Origin of the sequence: Anaerosalibacter massiliensis (assembly GCF_024623155.1) — a bacterium.
Lineage (GTDB): Bacteria > Bacillota > Clostridia > Tissierellales > Sporanaerobacteraceae > Anaerosalibacter > Anaerosalibacter massiliensis.
Genome location: NZ_JANJZL010000001.1, coordinates 414236 through 430500 on the forward strand (window position 1 = coordinate 414236; position 16265 = coordinate 430500).

Sequence of the window (16265 nt, forward strand, 5' to 3'; positions counted from 1 at the left end):
GGACTAAGGAAATTTTCCTTAGTCCTTTATTTTTAGTCCTTTGTTTTTGGATTTGATACTATTGACATGATATATCCAAATATAATAGCTCCTGCTATACCTCCAGCAGTAGCTTCTAATCCTCCAGTAAATGCTCCTATAAGTCCACTTTTTTTAACTCCCTCAAATGCTCCATTGCAAAGGGCATATCCAAATCCTGTTAGTGGCACTGATGCTCCTGCTTGAGCAAAATCAATCAAAGGTTCATATATTCCTATGGCTGTAAGTATGACACCAGATGTAACAAATATTACAAGGATATGGGCAGGAGTCAATTTAGTAGCATCCATTAAAATTTGACCTATAACACATATAAGCCCGCCAATTATAAAAGCTTTTAAATATTCCATTTCAAATCCTCCTCTACTCTTTTGAATTGCTTATAGTTACTGCATGTGCTATACCTGGTATAGATTCTCCTTGCTGTGTACTGATTGGAGAGTGAAGAGCACCTGTAGAAATTAGGAGAACCTTATTTAAACTACCTTTTAAAAGTTCCTTATATACATAACCAGCAAATACTACTGCTGAACAGCCACAGCCACTTCCACCAGCATGAGTATCTTGTTCTTTATGAGCAAATATCTTAATCCCACTATCATTAAAAACCTCTGATATATCATATCCTTCTTGTTTTAATAGATCTGATGTAATGTCTTTTCCTACAAAACCTAAATCTCCAGTTATTATTAAATCATAATCATCTGGAGTATACCCTGTATCTTTAAAATGATTTGATATAGTATCTACTGCAGCCGGAGCCATAGCTGCCCCCATATTGTTTACATCTTTTATCCCTGCATCAATAACCTTTCCTGTAGTTACATATGTAACAAAAGGTCCATTTCCTGTAGAAGATACTATAGCAGCACCAGAACCAGTTATAGTCCACTGAGAAGAAAATGGCCTCTGATTTCCAAACTCTAGTGGATAACGGAATTGTCTTTCCGCTGAACTAAAATGACTAGAAGTAACACAAGCTACATAGTCAGCAAATCCTCCGTCTATAGTCATAGCACCTAAACTTAAAGATTGGGCCATAGTAGAACATGCTCCATAAAGGCCAAAATAAGGCATACTAAGTTGTCTAGCACAATAGGAAGAAGAAATAATTTGATTTAGTAAATCTCCAGAAAAAAGATAATTAATATCACTTTCTGTTAATTCAGCATTAGTTAATGCCATCTTTACTGCCTCTTCTTGTAATTTGCTTTCACATTTTTCCCAAGATTCTTGGCCCCAAAGATCATCTTCTAAAATCATATCAAAGTACTCTTTAAGTGGTCCTTCTCCCTCTTTAGGTCCTACAATACTTGCGGTACTAATAATAGATGGAGGATTCTCTAGCTTTACAGTCTGAGTTCCTATTCTTTTCAGTGTCATATTATTTACCACCTCCAAATAGCAAATAGATTATTCCAACCAAAATAGAACTTCCTATTCCATATACTAAAACTGGTCCTGCTATTGTAAACATTCGTGCTGCTACTCCAAAAACATAACCTTCTCTTTTAAATTCCATAGCTGGAGAGACTATAGAATTGGCAAATCCAGTAATAGGTACTATTGAACCTGCTCCTGCAACTTTTCCTAATCTATCATATACTCCAATACCTGTTAAGAAAGCACCAATAAATACTAACATTATAGAGGTTCCTGCAGCTACCTGTTTTTCATTTAAACCTCTTGAAAAAAGCCAATTTCTAATAAATTGACCTAATACACATATTCCACCACCTACAACAAAAGCCCAAAATATATTTTTAAAATAAGTAGGTGTTGGGATTTTCTTTTCTGCATACTTTTCATATTCCTTTTTATTTAATCTATCCATAATTTACTCCTTTCTATTTGTAATTAACTAATACTAACCAGTTTAATAATGAAGCTGATACCTTTCCTAATACTATCGAGATAATTAAGAGAGGTGTATAGTAGATAATTTCCATTTTTCTAGATAATACTGGTATTACATTTAAAACTTCTGCCAGTGCAGAAGCAAATAGCCCTACAAAAGTACCAAAAAACAGTCCAAGTATAATTAAAAGATATTTACTAAATTTAAAAGAGAACTCTGAAAAAAATATAAAACTAAACATAGTTGCAGATATAATTAAAATCCATTGATATAAAGGTACTCTACTATCTGTATCACTTATCTGCGCTAATCTTGGAACTATCCCTAACAAAGAAATAAAAGCACCTGCTGCATTTCCTACAACTATTCCTCCAGATACTCCTATAAACATTAGTAAAGCATTTAACAAAGTATCACCACCTATTTAAGAGGTTTCTCAGTATTTTTTATTTCCTCTACAATGTATTCATCTATTTCTTTATTATATTGATCCATTTCTACTTCCAATGGACCTGGCTCTTTTCGTTTTGATTTAACACTAAATATAGGACTGAAAAAAGCTCCCATGCCTATGCCTATACCTAGAGAATATGGAATGAGTATAATTAAAGGATTCTTATTATATTCTCCTGTAATTGTATAAAAAATTTTTTCCATACACTTCTGCATATTTACATCTTCGTGAAAATATATAATCGCCAATCCTGCTCCAAAAAATAATACTAAACATACTATTAATACTTTAAAATATTCAAATATCTTACTTTTTCTCTCTGCTTTTTTAACTTCAATTAACACTTCAGGTTCTCCAGTCATTACTACATCTACATTATCTTTTTGATTTTCTATTTTACTTAATATATCTATAGCAGATATGAATTCATAAATTTCTTCATTTTTAGATTTATATACTTTAAGCCCTTCTAAAAATTTTTGTACATTTGGATTATTACAGTATATTTCAGCTACATCAGTTAAATAAACATTACTATTTGGCTCTACAGTATATCTAGATTCTAATTTTATATATGCTTGATCTTTATCTATGATTCTCACCTCAATCTATTCTTTTCTATTATAATCAATAGTATTCAATACAAACTTTGCTTTCTTGGGAATAGATTTATTAGATTTATTATTGTTCTTATATAAAATTATTCCCATTGAGAAAGAAAAAATAAGCACTAAGACTAGTATTAGTAAATTTCTAGTTTTTATTTTCATTAAATCACTCCCATATCTTTTATTCTCATCTTTATTATTTACCTTTATTTTATTTTAATTCAAAAAAATAAAGGCATGAATTCATGCCTTTGCTAACATTTCCCTCATATTTTTTAATATTCTCTTTTCTATCCTTGATACTTGGACTTGAGATATGCCTAACATTTTAGCCACTTCAACTTGAGTTTTATCTTTAAAATAACGCATTATGATTATTTGTCTATCCCTAGATTTTAACTTACCTAACATTTCCTTTAAAAGTATTTTATCTATAATATCTCCTTCATCTTCTTCATCTATACTTACTTTGTCAATTAAATAAAGAGGCGAACCATCACTTTCGTGAATTATATCATGTAAATAATCAGGTTGATAATTAGAATCCAATGCTACTATAACTTCTTCTTTATCCATGCCTATTTCATCAGCTATCTCCTGGATTGTAGGTTCTCTTCCCAATTCTTTAGATAATTTTTCTGAAGCAATTTTTACTTTTATTGCAGCCTGTTTTAAAGATCTACTCACCTTTATAATACCATCATCTCTTAAAAATCTTTTAATTTCTCCTATAATCATGGGAACAGCATATGTAGAAAATTTTACATTATAGCTTGCATCAAATTTATCTATGGCTTTCAGAAGACCAATACAACCTATTTGAAATAAATCTTCAGTATCATAACCCCTATTAGTAAATCCTTTTAATACACTTCTTACAAGTCCTATATTTCTACTAACTAATATTTCCTTAGCCTCTTCATTTCCATTTTGAGCCTCTACTATAAGTTTCATAGTTTCCTCATGACTTAAAAGTCCATTTTCATTTATATCCTTTTTAGTCATAGTATCTACTCCCTATTAGAAAGGCTTTTAAACTTCTTTGTCATTTTAACCTTAGTCCCTTTTTCTGGCTCAGATATTACTTCCAAATCATCCATAAAAGTCTCCATTACAGTAAAGCCCATCCCTGATCTTTCTAACTCTGGTCTAGATGTATAGAAAGGCTCTAAAGCTTTTTCTAAATTATTTATTCCCTTTCCATCATCTTCAATTATTATTTCTATTATATTATCAATTATTTTGCACTCTATAGTTACAATTCCTTCAGAATTTTCATATCCGTGAATAATAGAATTTGTAACTGCTTCTGAAACTGCTGTTTTTATATCTGATATTTCTTCTATAGTAGGGTCTAGTTGAGAAGCAAAAGCAGCTACTACTACCCTTGCAAAAGCTTCATTGCTAGATTTACTAACAAATTCTAATTTCATATGATTTTCATTTCTCATCAACTCTCACCTCTCTAAAGTATTTTCCAATATAGAATCAACACTTGGATAGACTTTTATTATCTTATAAATTCCTGACATACTTAGGATTCTTTCTAGATTAGAACTGGAATTTACTATAAATACCTCTCCCCTATTTTCCTTACAAGTCTTATATCTTCCCATTATAAGACCTATTCCAGAACTATCCATGAAATTTAACTCTCTTAAATCAAATATTATATTTCTTTTTCTCTTTTCAAAATACCATTTGTCAATTTTTTCTCTAGCTTTTTCAGTTGTATGATGATCTAACTCCCCTTTAAATTTAACTATTAGATTTTCATCAATAGTGTCCAATATTAACCTCAAGCCAATCCCTCCTATAGCTATATTCATCTATCCATTCTTATATTTCTATATTACTTATATATTCTCCTTCATCAAAAATTGACTAGTTTTGTATGAAAAAGAAAAAAAGAGTCTTAATTTTTAAAAAGACTCTTTTTAATAGCTTAAATATTTTTAGCTGCAAGCACTACATGACTCAATAGAACAGAAGTAGTCAAGCTTCCTACTCCACCAGGCACTGGAGTAATAGCGTTTACATTTGGAGATACATTTTCAAAATCTACATCTCCTGTCATTTTTCCTTTTTCATCAAAGCTTATTCCTACATCTATTACAACACTTTCTTTGTTGAAATATTCATTAGTAATATATTTTGATCTACCTAAAGCTGTTACAATTATGTCCGCACTATTGGTAAATTTCTTTAGATCCTTAGTTTTAGAATGGCAAATAGTAACCGTAGAATCCTTGCCCAGTAGCATCATAGAAAGTGGTCTACCTACTACCATACTCCTATTTATAATAACTACATGAGCTCCCTTTAAGGGAATATCATAATGATCCATAATCATTACAGCAGCCTTTGGAGTACATGGTGCAAATCCTTTCATATCTCCTTCAAATATTTTTTCTAGATTTAAAGGATTCATACAATCTACATCCTTTAATGGACTAATTGTTTTAGCTATTATATCTTCATCAATATGTTTTGGCAATGGTCTAAATATTAATATACCATGAATACTATCATCTTCATTTAATCTTTCAACTGAATTTATCAATTCCTCCGTAGAAATATTTAAATCCTTTTTATAAACCTTACCCTCTATTCCTACCCCTTCACAATTCTTAAGTATGCTTTTTTCATAAGCAATATCATCCGGATTTTCTCCTAATCTTACTATAGCTAATGTAGGTTCAATATCCTTTTCGTTTAAATCTACTATATCCCTTTTAATGTCCTCTTTAACCCTCTTAACAACTTCCTTCCCTTTTAATATACTAGACATAGCAACCTCCCTTTTATAAATATTTTCATTTACCTTTAAATAATTTTATTATATCATATAGGAAAAATAAGTTAAAGTTTTACTATTCATACTATAAAAGTTACAATAACCAGATACCTATAGTTGTAGAAAATATTCCTATTAAAGTACCTGCTATTAATTCTTTATATGTATGTCTTTTTAATTTTATTCTTGCCCAAAATATTAATGGTATTATTAGATATAAAAATAAAATTGGATTCCCAAAAAATGATATAAAAGTGTAATAGGTCCAGATACTCCACAAGCATGTCCACTAGCTTTAAATTTTAAACTTTTATTAGCAAAAGTCAAAATTATTCCTGATGTGAAATAAACAGAAAATATCTTTTTTACAATAAGTGAACCCTTAAGTATAAAGACAAAAAAACTTCCCAATACATAGCCTAATATCGCTAAAATAAAAGCAAGTTTTCTTTCCCCACCTCTTCCTGAATTCCTATAACTAGGTAATATATATTTTAATGGATAGGCAGATATAGGTAGTATGGTTAGAAATAAAATAGAATAAAAATACCAGAAAAAACCTTGAAAATCTTCTTTAAAATTAATATACAATAAAGTTATTGTGAAAAGAGCAACTAGCGGAACAACTGTTAAAATACTAACAATCCTAGCAATCCTCTCTTTTTTTGTAATCTCATAATTCATCTCCACTCCTCCTCTTTATTTAGATATAGAAAAGATTAGTCCATGTTTTAGACTAATCAATACTAATAGTTATCTAGTTATTATTTTTCTAATATTTACATTTTTAAGATTCATGGAGTCTACATTTGGGATTTTAATTTCTCTATCTCTTAATAAAGGATATATGATTTTATTCTCTTCTAAGTATAATCCTACATTAAAATTTCCTTCTTGATTTCTAAAATACAATAAATCTCCATTTTTCAAATATGATTTTTCAATAGATCTTCTCTCATTATAAGTATTTTCTAAGGATCCTTTTGAATTAAAATTTTCATTTCTTGAAGCTATAGCTGGATTCCCATTTAAACTAATATATTCTGAAATCAATTTAAACTCATTTCCAAACTCATCTACAATTATGTATTTCTTATTATTTTCATCATAATCTTTGATTAAAACATTATCTCCTTTTACAAGATTATAATTATATTTATTTTCGTTGGTAATTCTCTTTGTAACTTTTGAAATACCAATAGTTACGTTTACTAATTCTTCTGGCTCATCATTTACATCATCAAGCTTTACAAATCCTTTATTGGAGTCTTTAGTTATAAACAAGCCATAACCTCCATAGCTATTAATTAAATATATAACTTGTTCTGAATCTAATTCTTCTATAACTTTTCCATCCTCGCTTGGCTTGTCTAATAGAAAAGTCTTATTTAACACTTTATAAGCTTCTTTTCCTTCTTTTGTTTTTAAAATATTTTCTTTATGCTTCTTATCTTTTTTTATTTCTCTAGAAATGCTTTTTTTCTCTTTTATTATCTTTATTGTTTTTTCTTTTTTGCAATCAGAGTTTAGCGAATGCCCCCCAGCATTAGCAAAACTTGTAGAAGTTAGCATGCCTATTGTTAAAATAGTTGCTATACAAGATTTCTTATTGCACCCCACCAAAAACACATCCTTTTATTTTTTTACATATATTACGAGTATTATTACAGTAATCATTATATTATATATTGCATTTAGTATCAAGGGAAAAAATACATAGCTAGAAATTCTTAGCTATGTATTCTAGATAAGAAAACTATTCAACTGTTATAGCAGCTACTGGACATGATTCCTCAGCTTCTCTAGCACTATCTATTAGAGTTTCAGATATTTCTTCGTCAGCTGCTACTGCCTTTCCATCATCATCCATTTCAAAAACTTGTGGACATATAGTAGGACATAAACCACAACCTATGCAAGTGTCTTTATCTACATATGCTTTCATTAAAAAAACCTCCTTATATGTTTCTATTCTTCTCCAATAATATGCCCATATCTTTTTCATTTAATTACTCAATAACATTTCTATTTGCTCTTCATTTAAATCCATATTATAAAATTGTTTATAAAATTTAGTTGTCTCTTCTTTTATATCATAATCAAATACTTCAGGATAAATTAAATTTCCTAACCATTTAATCCCCATCAATCTGTTTACAGCTGGTGGTCTATCAAACCAATTAAAAGGCCCATGTGGTATCTCATAAATATTTTTATTTTTTACTGCCTCTATATCTTGCCATAATGGGTCTTTTAATATATTTTCTTTCACATTTAAACCTTTATCAGGATCAGAGCCTACCAATATATATTCTGGATTCCACATTAACAACTCTTCTAAAGATACATTAGTTTTTCCATGTTTATCTTTTGTTTCAACAGATTTCGAAGCATTCTCACCTTTAACTAGTTCTAGAACCTTCATTCTCCTAGAACCATTCCCTTCAGTTTCTAAACCTTTAGGACCTTCAGCATAATAAACCTTTTTCATATCTTCTTCTTTTATCTTTGAACTATTTTCTTCTGCTTCTTTTAATATATCATTAGAATACTTAGCTAATTCTTGAGCTCTTTTTTCTTTTCCTAAAACTTTCCCTAATATTTCATATGCTTCTGAAATTTCTTCAATATTATCACCAAGCATTATAACTGGTGCTTGTAAGATTTCTTCTATCTTTTCACTTGCTGATATAGAAGTTTCGTCAATTTTTCCTACATTAACTATTAAATCTGGACTATACTTTAAAATTTCTTCTACATTTCCAGTAGAATTCTTTCCAAACCATCCTCCTAAAACTGGTAACTTCCTATATTTCTCATCAACAAATTGTTTTTCATAATCAGTAAATTCATAATTAAGACCTATAAGAGAATCTGGGTCTAAAGTATAGACAAATATAGTTCCACTTGGGTTTGTAGCATAAACTTTTGAAATATTTGTAGGAACTTTTACCTTTCTATTAGCCATATCCTCTATTGTTATAGTACTCTCTTCTTTGGAATCTGACTCCTTGACACAACCTGTTGTTAATAAAGAAATTATTAAAATGAAAAAAATACTACTAATTAACAACTTTTTCTTATTCATATTTATTCCCCCTAGTTTAACCTGTTTAGTACTAATTATTTTAGTACTCTAAACAGATTTATTTTTATTAAATTGATATAAATACTTTCTTATCTTTCTTTGTAAAAGCTACATCCACTTTTGTTTCATAAACCTTTTCTAGTCTTTCCTTTGTTAAAGTTTCTAGACTAGAACCAAAATAAAAATCTTTTTTCCCTTTTAACAATAATATCTTACCTGATTTCTTCACAGCATGGTTAGGATTGTGGGTAGCCATTATAACGCCCATTCCCCTTTTAGATAATTTTTCTAGTATTTTTAATAATTTAACTTCATTTCCAAAATCTAAACTGGATGTAGGCTCATCTAAAACTAAAAAATTTGCTTCTTGTGTTAATGCCCTAGCTATCAATACTAGTTGTTTTTCTCCTCCACTAATATTAGTAAAAGGTTTATTTTCTAAATGAGATATATTGAGTATCTCTAATGAATTAAAAGCTATTTCATAGTCCTTTTTCTTAGGAGTTTGAAATTTTTCTAAATAAGGCGTTCTTCCCATTAGAATCATATCTATAACCTTAAAGGGAAAGTTAAAAGAATTATTTTGAGGCACATACGCAAAAATTCTCCCCAGTTCTTTTCTATTAAAATCTGATATAGATAAATTATCAATCAATATATCTCCATCCAATGGTCCTAATAAATTAAGTATAGTTTTAATTAAGGTAGTCTTTCCAACTCCGTTTGGTCCTAAGATAAACAACATTTCTCCTTTAGCAACTTCAAAATAAATGTTACTGCCTACAATATTGTTATTAAAGCCATATGCTAAGTTTCTAGCCTCAATTCTCATGACCAATCTCTCCTATAATTTATTAATATATATATGTAAAAAGGAACTCCCACTATAGAATTTAATATACCTATTGGTATTTCTAATCCTCCTACAATTCTTGCTAAATCATCTATAAATATCAAAAATATTCCACCCATGATTATGGACATACTTGTTAAATATCTATAATCTGGACCTACAATTGCTCTTGCTAAATGGGGAATAATAAGACCTATCCAACCAATATTCCCTCCAATAGCTACTGTAGCAGAAGTCATTAAAGTGGAAGCCATAATTGCTATCAATCTTATTTTTTTAGTATTTATCCCCAATGTTTTCGCTTCTTCATCTCCTAAAGACAATATGTTCAGCTTCCATTTCAATAAACAAATTGTAATTATACCAATTAGTATAGGAATTATTAAAAATAGTACATCTTTATAATCAACTGAAGCTAGACTTCCCATAAGCCAAAATGTGATACTAGGCAATTTATTGTAAGGATCTGCTATAAACTTAATCAAAGAAACAAAGGATGAGAATAAAGTATTTATCATAACACCAGAAAGAACTAATATTAAAATATTATCTCCATCTTTAACTCTCTCACTTAAAACATAAGTAATAAATACAGCTATAAGTCCAAAAATAAAAGAGGAAATCTGTATAAAAAAAATATTCCAGGAAAAAAGCATACCTAAACACGCTCCAAAGCTGGCTCCTGTACTAGCTCCTAATATATCAGGGGAAACTAGTGGATTTTTAAACATACCTTGGTACGCTGCTCCAGAAAGCGCTAATGAACTTCCTATTAAAAGTGCAGACAATATTCTTGAAAGCCTAACTTTAAATAAAATAGTTACTACCTCAGGAGGTAAATTTTTTCTACCTATTAAGTATAAAAATATATCTTTTGCATTTATAGGGTATCTACCAATAGACATAGATATTATAGTTAAAAATATTAGTACCATAACACCAATAATAGTTTTTTTTGCAAAATTTTTATTAGCTTCCATATTAGTCTCCCTTTTTTAATTTTGAAATTATCATTTCTGCTGAATAGGGTACCAATCAGGCACCCTATTGATTTAAATTATTCTGCTAATGCAATAACTTCAATTTCAACCCTTGCATCCTTAGGCAACTTTGCTACCTCTATACAAGATCTTGCAGGATAGTTTTGTGTAAAATACTCTGCATATACTTCATTTACTGCTGTAAAATCATTAAGATCTTTTACAAAGACTAATGTTTTTACAACCTTGTCCATACTGACATTGACCTCTTCTAATATAGCTTTAACGTTTTCTAATGATTGAGCTGTAGCCTTCTTTATATCATCATTTATAAGTTCTCCTGTGCTAGGATCTATTGGTAATTGTCCTGAAGTATATATTAAATTGCCTACTTTTATAGCCTGTGAATAAGGTCCTATAGCTTCTGGAGCTTTATTTGTTGATATAGATTGTTTTCTCATAATTTACATCTCCTTTATTATTATATTTTTATTATTTTTCCCTATTATAGGGTGTATCTTGAAGTGGTAATTTAGTTCTATACTTTCCATCTAATTTATAATAAGCTCCTTGCACTGCTGGTGCAGTAGGAATTGCTGTTATCTCACCAATGCCCTTTGCTCCATAAGCTAATGAAATATCATTTTTCTCTACAATAATACTCTCAATTTCTGGTATATCATTAGCTCTAAATAAACCTAATGTACCAAACTTAGCTTTCGGAACACCATTCTCCAATGGATAATTTTCAGTCAAAGCATATCCAAGACTCATTACAACTCCACCTTCAATTTGTCCTTCAATATTTATTGGATTTATAGCCTTTCCAACATCATGAGCAGCTACTATTTTTTGAACTCTTCCATTTTCATCTATTATTGCAACATGAGTAGCATATCCATAAGCTATATGGCTTACTGGATTCGGCTTATCCAATCCCATTGGATCTGTTTTTCCCTCATATTCACCATAAAAATCTTCTCCTTCAAGTTCCTCTAATGTTTTACCTAAATTCAAGGCATCTTTTAATTTTAAAGAAGCTCTTCTTGTAGCTTCGCCTGTAAATAGAGTTTGTCTTGAAGCAGTAGATGTCCCAGAATCTGGAGTTATAGCTGTATCTGGTGCATCAGCTATTATATTATCTGGTATCAGCCCTGTTGTTTCACAGACTATATGTGTTGTTACAGTTGCTAATCCTTGTCCCATACAAGCTGCACTAGTTCTAATATGAACTTTACCATCAGATATAGTTAATCTACATCTACCAAAATCAGGTACCCCAACTCCTAATCCAGCATTTTTCATAGCACAAGCTATGCCTGCATAGGGATGCTTTTCATATTCTTCTTTTACTGCTAAAAGAGTCTCTACTATAGCAGTTCCTTCATCTGCAATCTGTCCATTAGGAAGAATATCACCAGGTCTGACAGCATTTCTATAACGTATCTCCCACGGTGATATACCAACATTTTCAGCTAAAATATTTAAATTACACTCTATAGCAAAAGCAGATTGGGTTACTCCAAATCCTCTAAAAGCACCTGCTGGTGGATTATTAGTATAGACTGCTAAACCTTCAATATCAACATTCTGATAATTATAAGGTCCTGCTGCATGAGTGCATGCTCTTTGAAGTACTGGACCACCCAATGATGCATAGGCTCCTGTATCTGACACTAATCTGGCCTTCATAGCAGTAAGTTTTCCATTTTCGTCACATGCGGTAGTAAATTCCATTTCCATAGCATGTCTCTTAGGATGGATCATAATACTTTCTTTACGAGATAAAGTTACTTTAACAGGTAGCTTAGTATACCAAGCTAATAGAGCAGCATGATGCTGGACACTCATATCTTCTTTTCCCCCAAAACCTCCACCTACAAGTTTACTAATAACTCTTACCTTTTCTTTAGGAAACCCTAATAGCTCAGAAACTTCAGTTTGATCATCATAAACACTCTGCCCTCCTGTATATAAGAGTATACCATCCTCACCATTAGGCATAGCAATTGCACATTCTGGTTCCAAAAAGGCATGTTCTGTAAAAGGTGTTGAATATTTAGTAGTCACAACATATTTTGATTTTTCTAAAATTCCACATGCATTCCCTCTTTTTAATACCTCTTTAGTTAATATATTTCCATCTTTATGAATTTTAGGAGCTCCTTCTATCATAGCCATTTCAGGACTTGTAACTGGTTCAAGTTCCTTATATTCAACTTCTATGAGTTCCAAGCCTTTTTTTAGAGCTTCTCTACTTTCAGCTGCTACTAATGCCACAGCATCACCTACATATCTTGTTTCCTCTCCAACTGCTATTAAAGCAGGCCAATCTTTAACTAAATGCCCTATGTATCTTTTCCCAGGTATATCTTCAGCAGTAAGAACCGTTATTACTCCTGGGTACTCCTTTGCCTTTGAAATATCAATCTTTTTAACAAGTGCTCTAGGATATTTAGTTCTAAGGGCTGAACCATAAAGCATACCTTCAAAATATAAATCATCCACATATTCCCCTGTACCAAGAACCTTATCCTTTGCATCTACTCTATGCATTCTTTCTCCTACTATGCCTTTAAATGCTACTTGAGGAACTTCTATATTTTCTCTAAGAATTTTTGCTGCCAACTTTATAGCTTCAGCAATTTTAATATATCCTGTACATCTACAAATATTACCTCTTATAGCTTTTTTTATTTCCTCTTCTGTGAGATTCAAATTAGTATCTAAAAGACCTTTGGCACTAATAACCATTCCTGGAGTACAAAAACCACATTGAACTGCTCCCATTTCAGAAAAAGCATAAGCATAAACATCTTTTTCTCTATCTGTAAGGCCTTCCACTGTTGTAATCTCCTTACCAACTACTTTAGATGTAGTTAAAATACATGCTCTCATAGGCCTTCCATTTACTAAAATAGAACAAGTACCACAAGCTCCTTCTGAACAACCATTTTTTACAGATGTTAATCTTAAATCTTCCCTTAAATATTCTATAAGTTTTTTATCTTTATCTATGCCTACATCCTCACCATTTACAATAAATTGATACATATCTTTACCTCCCTTTAAAAGGCTCTCTATATACAAATCTTCCTAAAGATTCTTCTAAATCTAATTTGGAATGTTTGACAATATGATGACCTCTTAAAAATACATGCTCAACCCTACCCTTTATTTTAAATCCCTCATAAGGGGTATAATCTACTTTATGAGTCTGATTTTTAGCTGTAATTGTAGACAAATGATTTGGATTCCAAATAACTATATCTGCATCGCTTCCAACTGCTATAGTACCCTTTCTAGGATATAATCCAAAAATCTTAGCTGCATTAGTCGAAGTTAAATCTACCAACTGATTGATACTTATTTTATCTGTTAAAACTCCATAATTATACATTAGCAAAAATCTATGCTCAACCCCAGGTATTCCATTGGGAATCTTACTAAAATCATTTTTTCCCAATGTTTTCTGTCCATTATAATTAAAAGAACAGTGATCTGTTGCAATAATATCAATATAATTATTCTTTAAACCATTCCAGAGAGCCTTTATATCCACTTTTTTTCTAAGGGGTGGAGATAATACATACTTTGCCACTTCAAAATTTTTGCTATTTTCATCTTCATACAAACTATCGTCTAATAATAAGTACTGAGGACAGGTCTCTACATAGATTTCTTGTCCTTCTTTCTTTGCTTCAATAGTTTCTTTCAATGCCTCTTTTGTACTTAGATGCACTATATATATTGGTTGTCCTGCAACTTTAGCTAAAGAGATAAGCCTTGAAACTGCTTCTTTTTCAACTTCATTAGGTCTTGAAATAGGATGAAATTTGGGTGAAAAATGTTCTTTTGTCTTCTCCTCTTCTATTAGAAAATCTATCATATCCCCATTTTCACAATGAAATTCTATAAGTCCTCCGATTTCTTTGCTCCTCTTGAGAGCTTTCAATATGATATCATCATCTACTTGAAGTCTTTCTTTATAGGCCATGTACATTTTAAAAGATGGAATTCCTTTATCTATCATATCCTTCATTTCATCAGAAATATTCTCATTCCATTCTGATATAGTCATATGAAAACCATAATCACAATAAGTCTTTCCTTCTGCTTTTCTCTTCCAATTATTTAGAGCATCATTTAAAGTTTCTCCCTTATTATGATTAACAAAATCAATTATAGTGGTAGTTCCTCCAATAATTGCAGCCTTAGTGCCACTTTCAAAATCGTCTGCTGTAACTGCATTTCCAACTTCTAAATCAAAATGAGTATGAGGATCTATGGCTCCAGGAAAGATATAACAATTTGTAGCATCTATTTTTTTAGAATCTTTTTCATACAAATTCTCCCCTATACTTATTATTTTACCATTATCAATTTTTAAATCTGCATAATATGCATCTGAAGCAGTAACTATCTTTCCACCTTTAATTATTGTAGTCATGGAAAAACTCCCTTCTAAAAGTTCTAATTAAAGATAATCTATAGTTAAAGCATTTGTAGGACATTTAGTTACACATAATCCACATCCAAAGCATTTATTTTCATTTAAAGTCCATTCTCCATCTAATGTAATAGCATCATATACACAACTTATTTTACATTGTCCACATAGTATACATTTTTCTTGATCAATTACTGGAGGTATTGAATATGTTCTAAACTTTCTTTCTTTTCCTTTTTCTATCGCTAATCCTACAATTTCATTTACATCATTATATCCTTTTTCCTCTAAGAAATCATGCAGCTCTTTAGCAACTTTTCCATAAATACTTGGTCCTTTGAGTATTGCCTCTGTACAAATTTGTACAGCATTTGCACCAGCCATCAACATCTCAGCCGCATCTCTTCCTGAAGTCACACCACCAACGCCAATTATTGGAATATCTATAACTTGAGCAGCATCATATATACATCTTATAGTCAATGGACGAATAGCTGCCCCTGAAAGCCATCCATATCCAGCTTCACTACCCATTATTGGATATCCAGTATTTGTATCAATAGCCATACATGGTCCAAAAGAATTTATCATAACTAAACCGTCTGCTCCTGCATTTTCAACAGCCTTAGCTATCTTCTGAATATCTGTATGTGGACTCATTTTCATGAATACAGGCACATCTAATGCATTTTTTGCTGCTTTTAAAGCATCGACAATTGGTGTAACATCTGTCCCTACATAATGAGTAGAAAGTTCCACTGCATCAGCATATGGTCTTACAAGAGGCCCTATTTCTTTAATTTGGTCAGCTGTATATCCCATACTTATAATCACAGGAAGCCCCGTTTCTTTAACTTTTTTATACTCTTTTTCGATCCATTGCTCTTTTGGTAATTCTGACCAAAGCTCTGTATTTAGAAATCCTGCGCTTGTCTTTGCCATACAAGGACGTGGTACATCTGCTGCCTCTACAGATATAGTCTTTGTTACTATCCCCCCAACTCCACCTTCTTTAGCTTTTTTACACATTTCCCCATCTTTAGCCCCTGGACCCGCAGCAGTCATTATTGGATTTTTAAAATCCATTCCACAAATATTCACATTAAGATTCGCCATAGTATTTCCCTCCATCTTATTT

20 protein-coding genes are annotated in these 16265 nt (G+C 31.0%); all 20 read right to left on the minus strand.

The genetic code is table 11. The features are described 5' to 3' along the window. Positions 1-32 precede the first annotated feature (32 nt). The gene (gene spoVAE / locus NSA23_RS02400) at positions 33-389 is read right to left on the minus strand and encodes a stage V sporulation protein AE (protein WP_042681358.1); all 357 of its coding nucleotides are present in this window, start codon (positions 387-389) and stop codon (positions 33-35) included. Between the two features lie 13 nt (positions 390-402). Further along, positions 403-1422 carry a stage V sporulation protein AD gene (gene spoVAD, locus NSA23_RS02405; protein ID WP_042681356.1) on the minus strand — a complete coding sequence of 340 codons (1020 nt, stop codon included), beginning with the start codon at positions 1420-1422 and terminating at the stop codon, positions 403-405. Between the two features lies 1 nt (position 1423). Then, complete coding sequence (gene spoVAC, locus NSA23_RS02410; protein ID WP_042681354.1) at positions 1424-1873, minus strand: stage V sporulation protein AC; 450 nt, start codon at positions 1871-1873, stop codon at positions 1424-1426. Between the two features lie 13 nt (positions 1874-1886). Continuing rightward, positions 1887-2306, minus strand: coding sequence for a stage V sporulation protein AB (locus NSA23_RS02415; protein ID WP_050069787.1), 420 nt, complete (start codon positions 2304-2306; stop codon positions 1887-1889). An 11-nt stretch (positions 2307-2317) separates the two neighbouring features. Continuing rightward, positions 2318-2953 (minus strand): stage V sporulation protein AA, encoded by a 636-nt coding sequence (locus NSA23_RS02420; RefSeq protein WP_042681352.1) that lies wholly within the window; start codon positions 2951-2953, stop codon positions 2318-2320. Positions 2954-2959: 6 nt separating this feature from the next. Further along, positions 2960-3121: a hypothetical protein gene (locus NSA23_RS02425; RefSeq protein ID WP_187116659.1), complete on the minus strand. Its 162-nt coding sequence runs from the start codon at positions 3119-3121 to the stop codon at positions 2960-2962. An 81-nt stretch (positions 3122-3202) separates the two neighbouring features. Next, positions 3203-3964: an RNA polymerase sporulation sigma factor SigF gene (gene sigF / locus NSA23_RS02430; protein ID WP_042681351.1), complete on the minus strand. Its 762-nt coding sequence runs from the start codon at positions 3962-3964 to the stop codon at positions 3203-3205. 5 nt (positions 3965-3969) lie between these two features. Further along, a complete protein-coding gene (gene spoIIAB, locus NSA23_RS02435; RefSeq protein WP_042681349.1) occupies positions 3970-4410 on the minus strand; it encodes an anti-sigma F factor in 441 nt (146 codons plus the stop codon). 6 nt (positions 4411-4416) lie between these two features. Continuing rightward, positions 4417-4761, minus strand: a complete 345-nt coding sequence (gene spoIIAA, locus NSA23_RS02440) for an anti-sigma F factor antagonist (RefSeq protein ID WP_246119199.1) — start codon at positions 4759-4761, stop codon at positions 4417-4419. Positions 4762-4904: 143 nt separating this feature from the next. Beyond that, entirely contained in the window at positions 4905-5750 is an 846-nt protein-coding gene (locus NSA23_RS02445; RefSeq protein WP_042681344.1) for a bifunctional 5,10-methylenetetrahydrofolate dehydrogenase/5,10-methenyltetrahydrofolate cyclohydrolase, read from the minus strand. 216 nt (positions 5751-5966) lie between these two features. After that, positions 5967-6440: a hypothetical protein gene (locus NSA23_RS02450; RefSeq protein ID WP_257490091.1), complete on the minus strand. Its 474-nt coding sequence runs from the start codon at positions 6438-6440 to the stop codon at positions 5967-5969. A gap of 69 nt (positions 6441-6509) precedes the next feature. After that, positions 6510-7376, minus strand: coding sequence for an NlpC/P60 family protein (locus NSA23_RS02455; protein WP_042681340.1), 867 nt, complete (start codon positions 7374-7376; stop codon positions 6510-6512). Positions 7377-7512: 136 nt separating this feature from the next. Further along, positions 7513-7701 (minus strand): ferredoxin, encoded by a 189-nt coding sequence (locus NSA23_RS02460; RefSeq protein WP_042681338.1) that lies wholly within the window; start codon positions 7699-7701, stop codon positions 7513-7515. 60 nt (positions 7702-7761) lie between these two features. Beyond that, on the minus strand, positions 7762-8844 hold the full coding sequence (locus NSA23_RS02465; protein WP_050069786.1) for an ABC transporter substrate-binding protein: 1083 nt from the start codon (positions 8842-8844) through the stop codon (positions 7762-7764). Between the two features lie 67 nt (positions 8845-8911). Further along, entirely contained in the window at positions 8912-9676 is a 765-nt protein-coding gene (locus NSA23_RS02470) for an ABC transporter ATP-binding protein (RefSeq protein ID WP_042681333.1), read from the minus strand. Next, the gene (locus NSA23_RS02475) at positions 9673-10677 is read right to left on the minus strand and encodes a FecCD family ABC transporter permease (protein ID WP_042681331.1); all 1005 of its coding nucleotides are present in this window, start codon (positions 10675-10677) and stop codon (positions 9673-9675) included. The genes NSA23_RS02470 and NSA23_RS02475 overlap by 4 nt, the downstream gene beginning before the upstream one ends. Positions 10678-10754: 77 nt before the next feature. Then, positions 10755-11138, minus strand: coding sequence for a RidA family protein (locus NSA23_RS02480; RefSeq protein WP_042681330.1), 384 nt, complete (start codon positions 11136-11138; stop codon positions 10755-10757). Between the two features lie 31 nt (positions 11139-11169). Next, positions 11170-13731, minus strand: coding sequence for a selenium-dependent xanthine dehydrogenase (gene xdh / locus NSA23_RS02485; protein ID WP_042681327.1), 2562 nt, complete (start codon positions 13729-13731; stop codon positions 11170-11172). A gap of 4 nt (positions 13732-13735) precedes the next feature. Further along, positions 13736-15127 (minus strand): dihydropyrimidinase, encoded by a 1392-nt coding sequence (hydA, locus tag NSA23_RS02490; RefSeq protein ID WP_042681325.1) that lies wholly within the window; start codon positions 15125-15127, stop codon positions 13736-13738. Positions 15128-15154: 27 nt separating this feature from the next. Further along, on the minus strand, positions 15155-16243 hold the full coding sequence (locus NSA23_RS02495; RefSeq protein WP_042681323.1) for a 4Fe-4S binding protein: 1089 nt from the start codon (positions 16241-16243) through the stop codon (positions 15155-15157). Positions 16244-16265 lie beyond the last annotated feature (22 nt).

Excerpts from the sequence above, each read along its gene's own strand:
- hydA (WP_042681325.1), bottom strand. The coding sequence starts at position 15,127 with ATGACTACAATAATTAAAGGTGGAAAGATAGTTACTGCTTCAGATGCA.
- spoIIAB (WP_042681349.1), bottom strand. The coding sequence starts at position 4,410 with ATGAGAAATGAAAATCATATGAAATTAGAATTTGTTAGTAAATCTAGC.
- NSA23_RS02495 (WP_042681323.1), bottom strand. The coding sequence starts at position 16,243 with ATGGCGAATCTTAATGTGAATATTTGTGGAATGGATTTTAAAAATCCA.
- NSA23_RS02475 (WP_042681331.1), bottom strand. The coding sequence starts at position 10,677 with ATGGAAGCTAATAAAAATTTTGCAAAAAAAACTATTATTGGTGTTATG.
- NSA23_RS02470 (WP_042681333.1), bottom strand. The coding sequence starts at position 9,676 with ATGAGAATTGAGGCTAGAAACTTAGCATATGGCTTTAATAACAATATT.
- NSA23_RS02450 (WP_257490091.1), bottom strand. The coding sequence starts at position 6,440 with ATGAATTATGAGATTACAAAAAAAGAGAGGATTGCTAGGATTGTTAGT.
- spoVAD (WP_042681356.1), bottom strand. The coding sequence starts at position 1,422 with ATGACACTGAAAAGAATAGGAACTCAGACTGTAAAGCTAGAGAATCCT.
- NSA23_RS02465 (WP_050069786.1), bottom strand. The coding sequence starts at position 8,844 with ATGAATAAGAAAAAGTTGTTAATTAGTAGTATTTTTTTCATTTTAATA.
- NSA23_RS02445 (WP_042681344.1), bottom strand. The coding sequence starts at position 5,750 with ATGTCTAGTATATTAAAAGGGAAGGAAGTTGTTAAGAGGGTTAAAGAG.
- spoVAC (WP_042681354.1), bottom strand. The coding sequence starts at position 1,873 with ATGGATAGATTAAATAAAAAGGAATATGAAAAGTATGCAGAAAAGAAA.
- spoVAE (WP_042681358.1), bottom strand. The coding sequence starts at position 389 with ATGGAATATTTAAAAGCTTTTATAATTGGCGGGCTTATATGTGTTATA.
- NSA23_RS02425 (WP_187116659.1), bottom strand. The coding sequence starts at position 3,121 with ATGAAAATAAAAACTAGAAATTTACTAATACTAGTCTTAGTGCTTATT.
- NSA23_RS02480 (WP_042681330.1), bottom strand. The coding sequence starts at position 11,138 with ATGAGAAAACAATCTATATCAACAAATAAAGCTCCAGAAGCTATAGGA.
- sigF (WP_042681351.1), bottom strand. The coding sequence starts at position 3,964 with ATGACTAAAAAGGATATAAATGAAAATGGACTTTTAAGTCATGAGGAA.
- NSA23_RS02460 (WP_042681338.1), bottom strand. The coding sequence starts at position 7,701 with ATGAAAGCATATGTAGATAAAGACACTTGCATAGGTTGTGGTTTATGT.
- xdh (WP_042681327.1), bottom strand. The coding sequence starts at position 13,731 with ATGTATCAATTTATTGTAAATGGTGAGGATGTAGGCATAGATAAAGAT.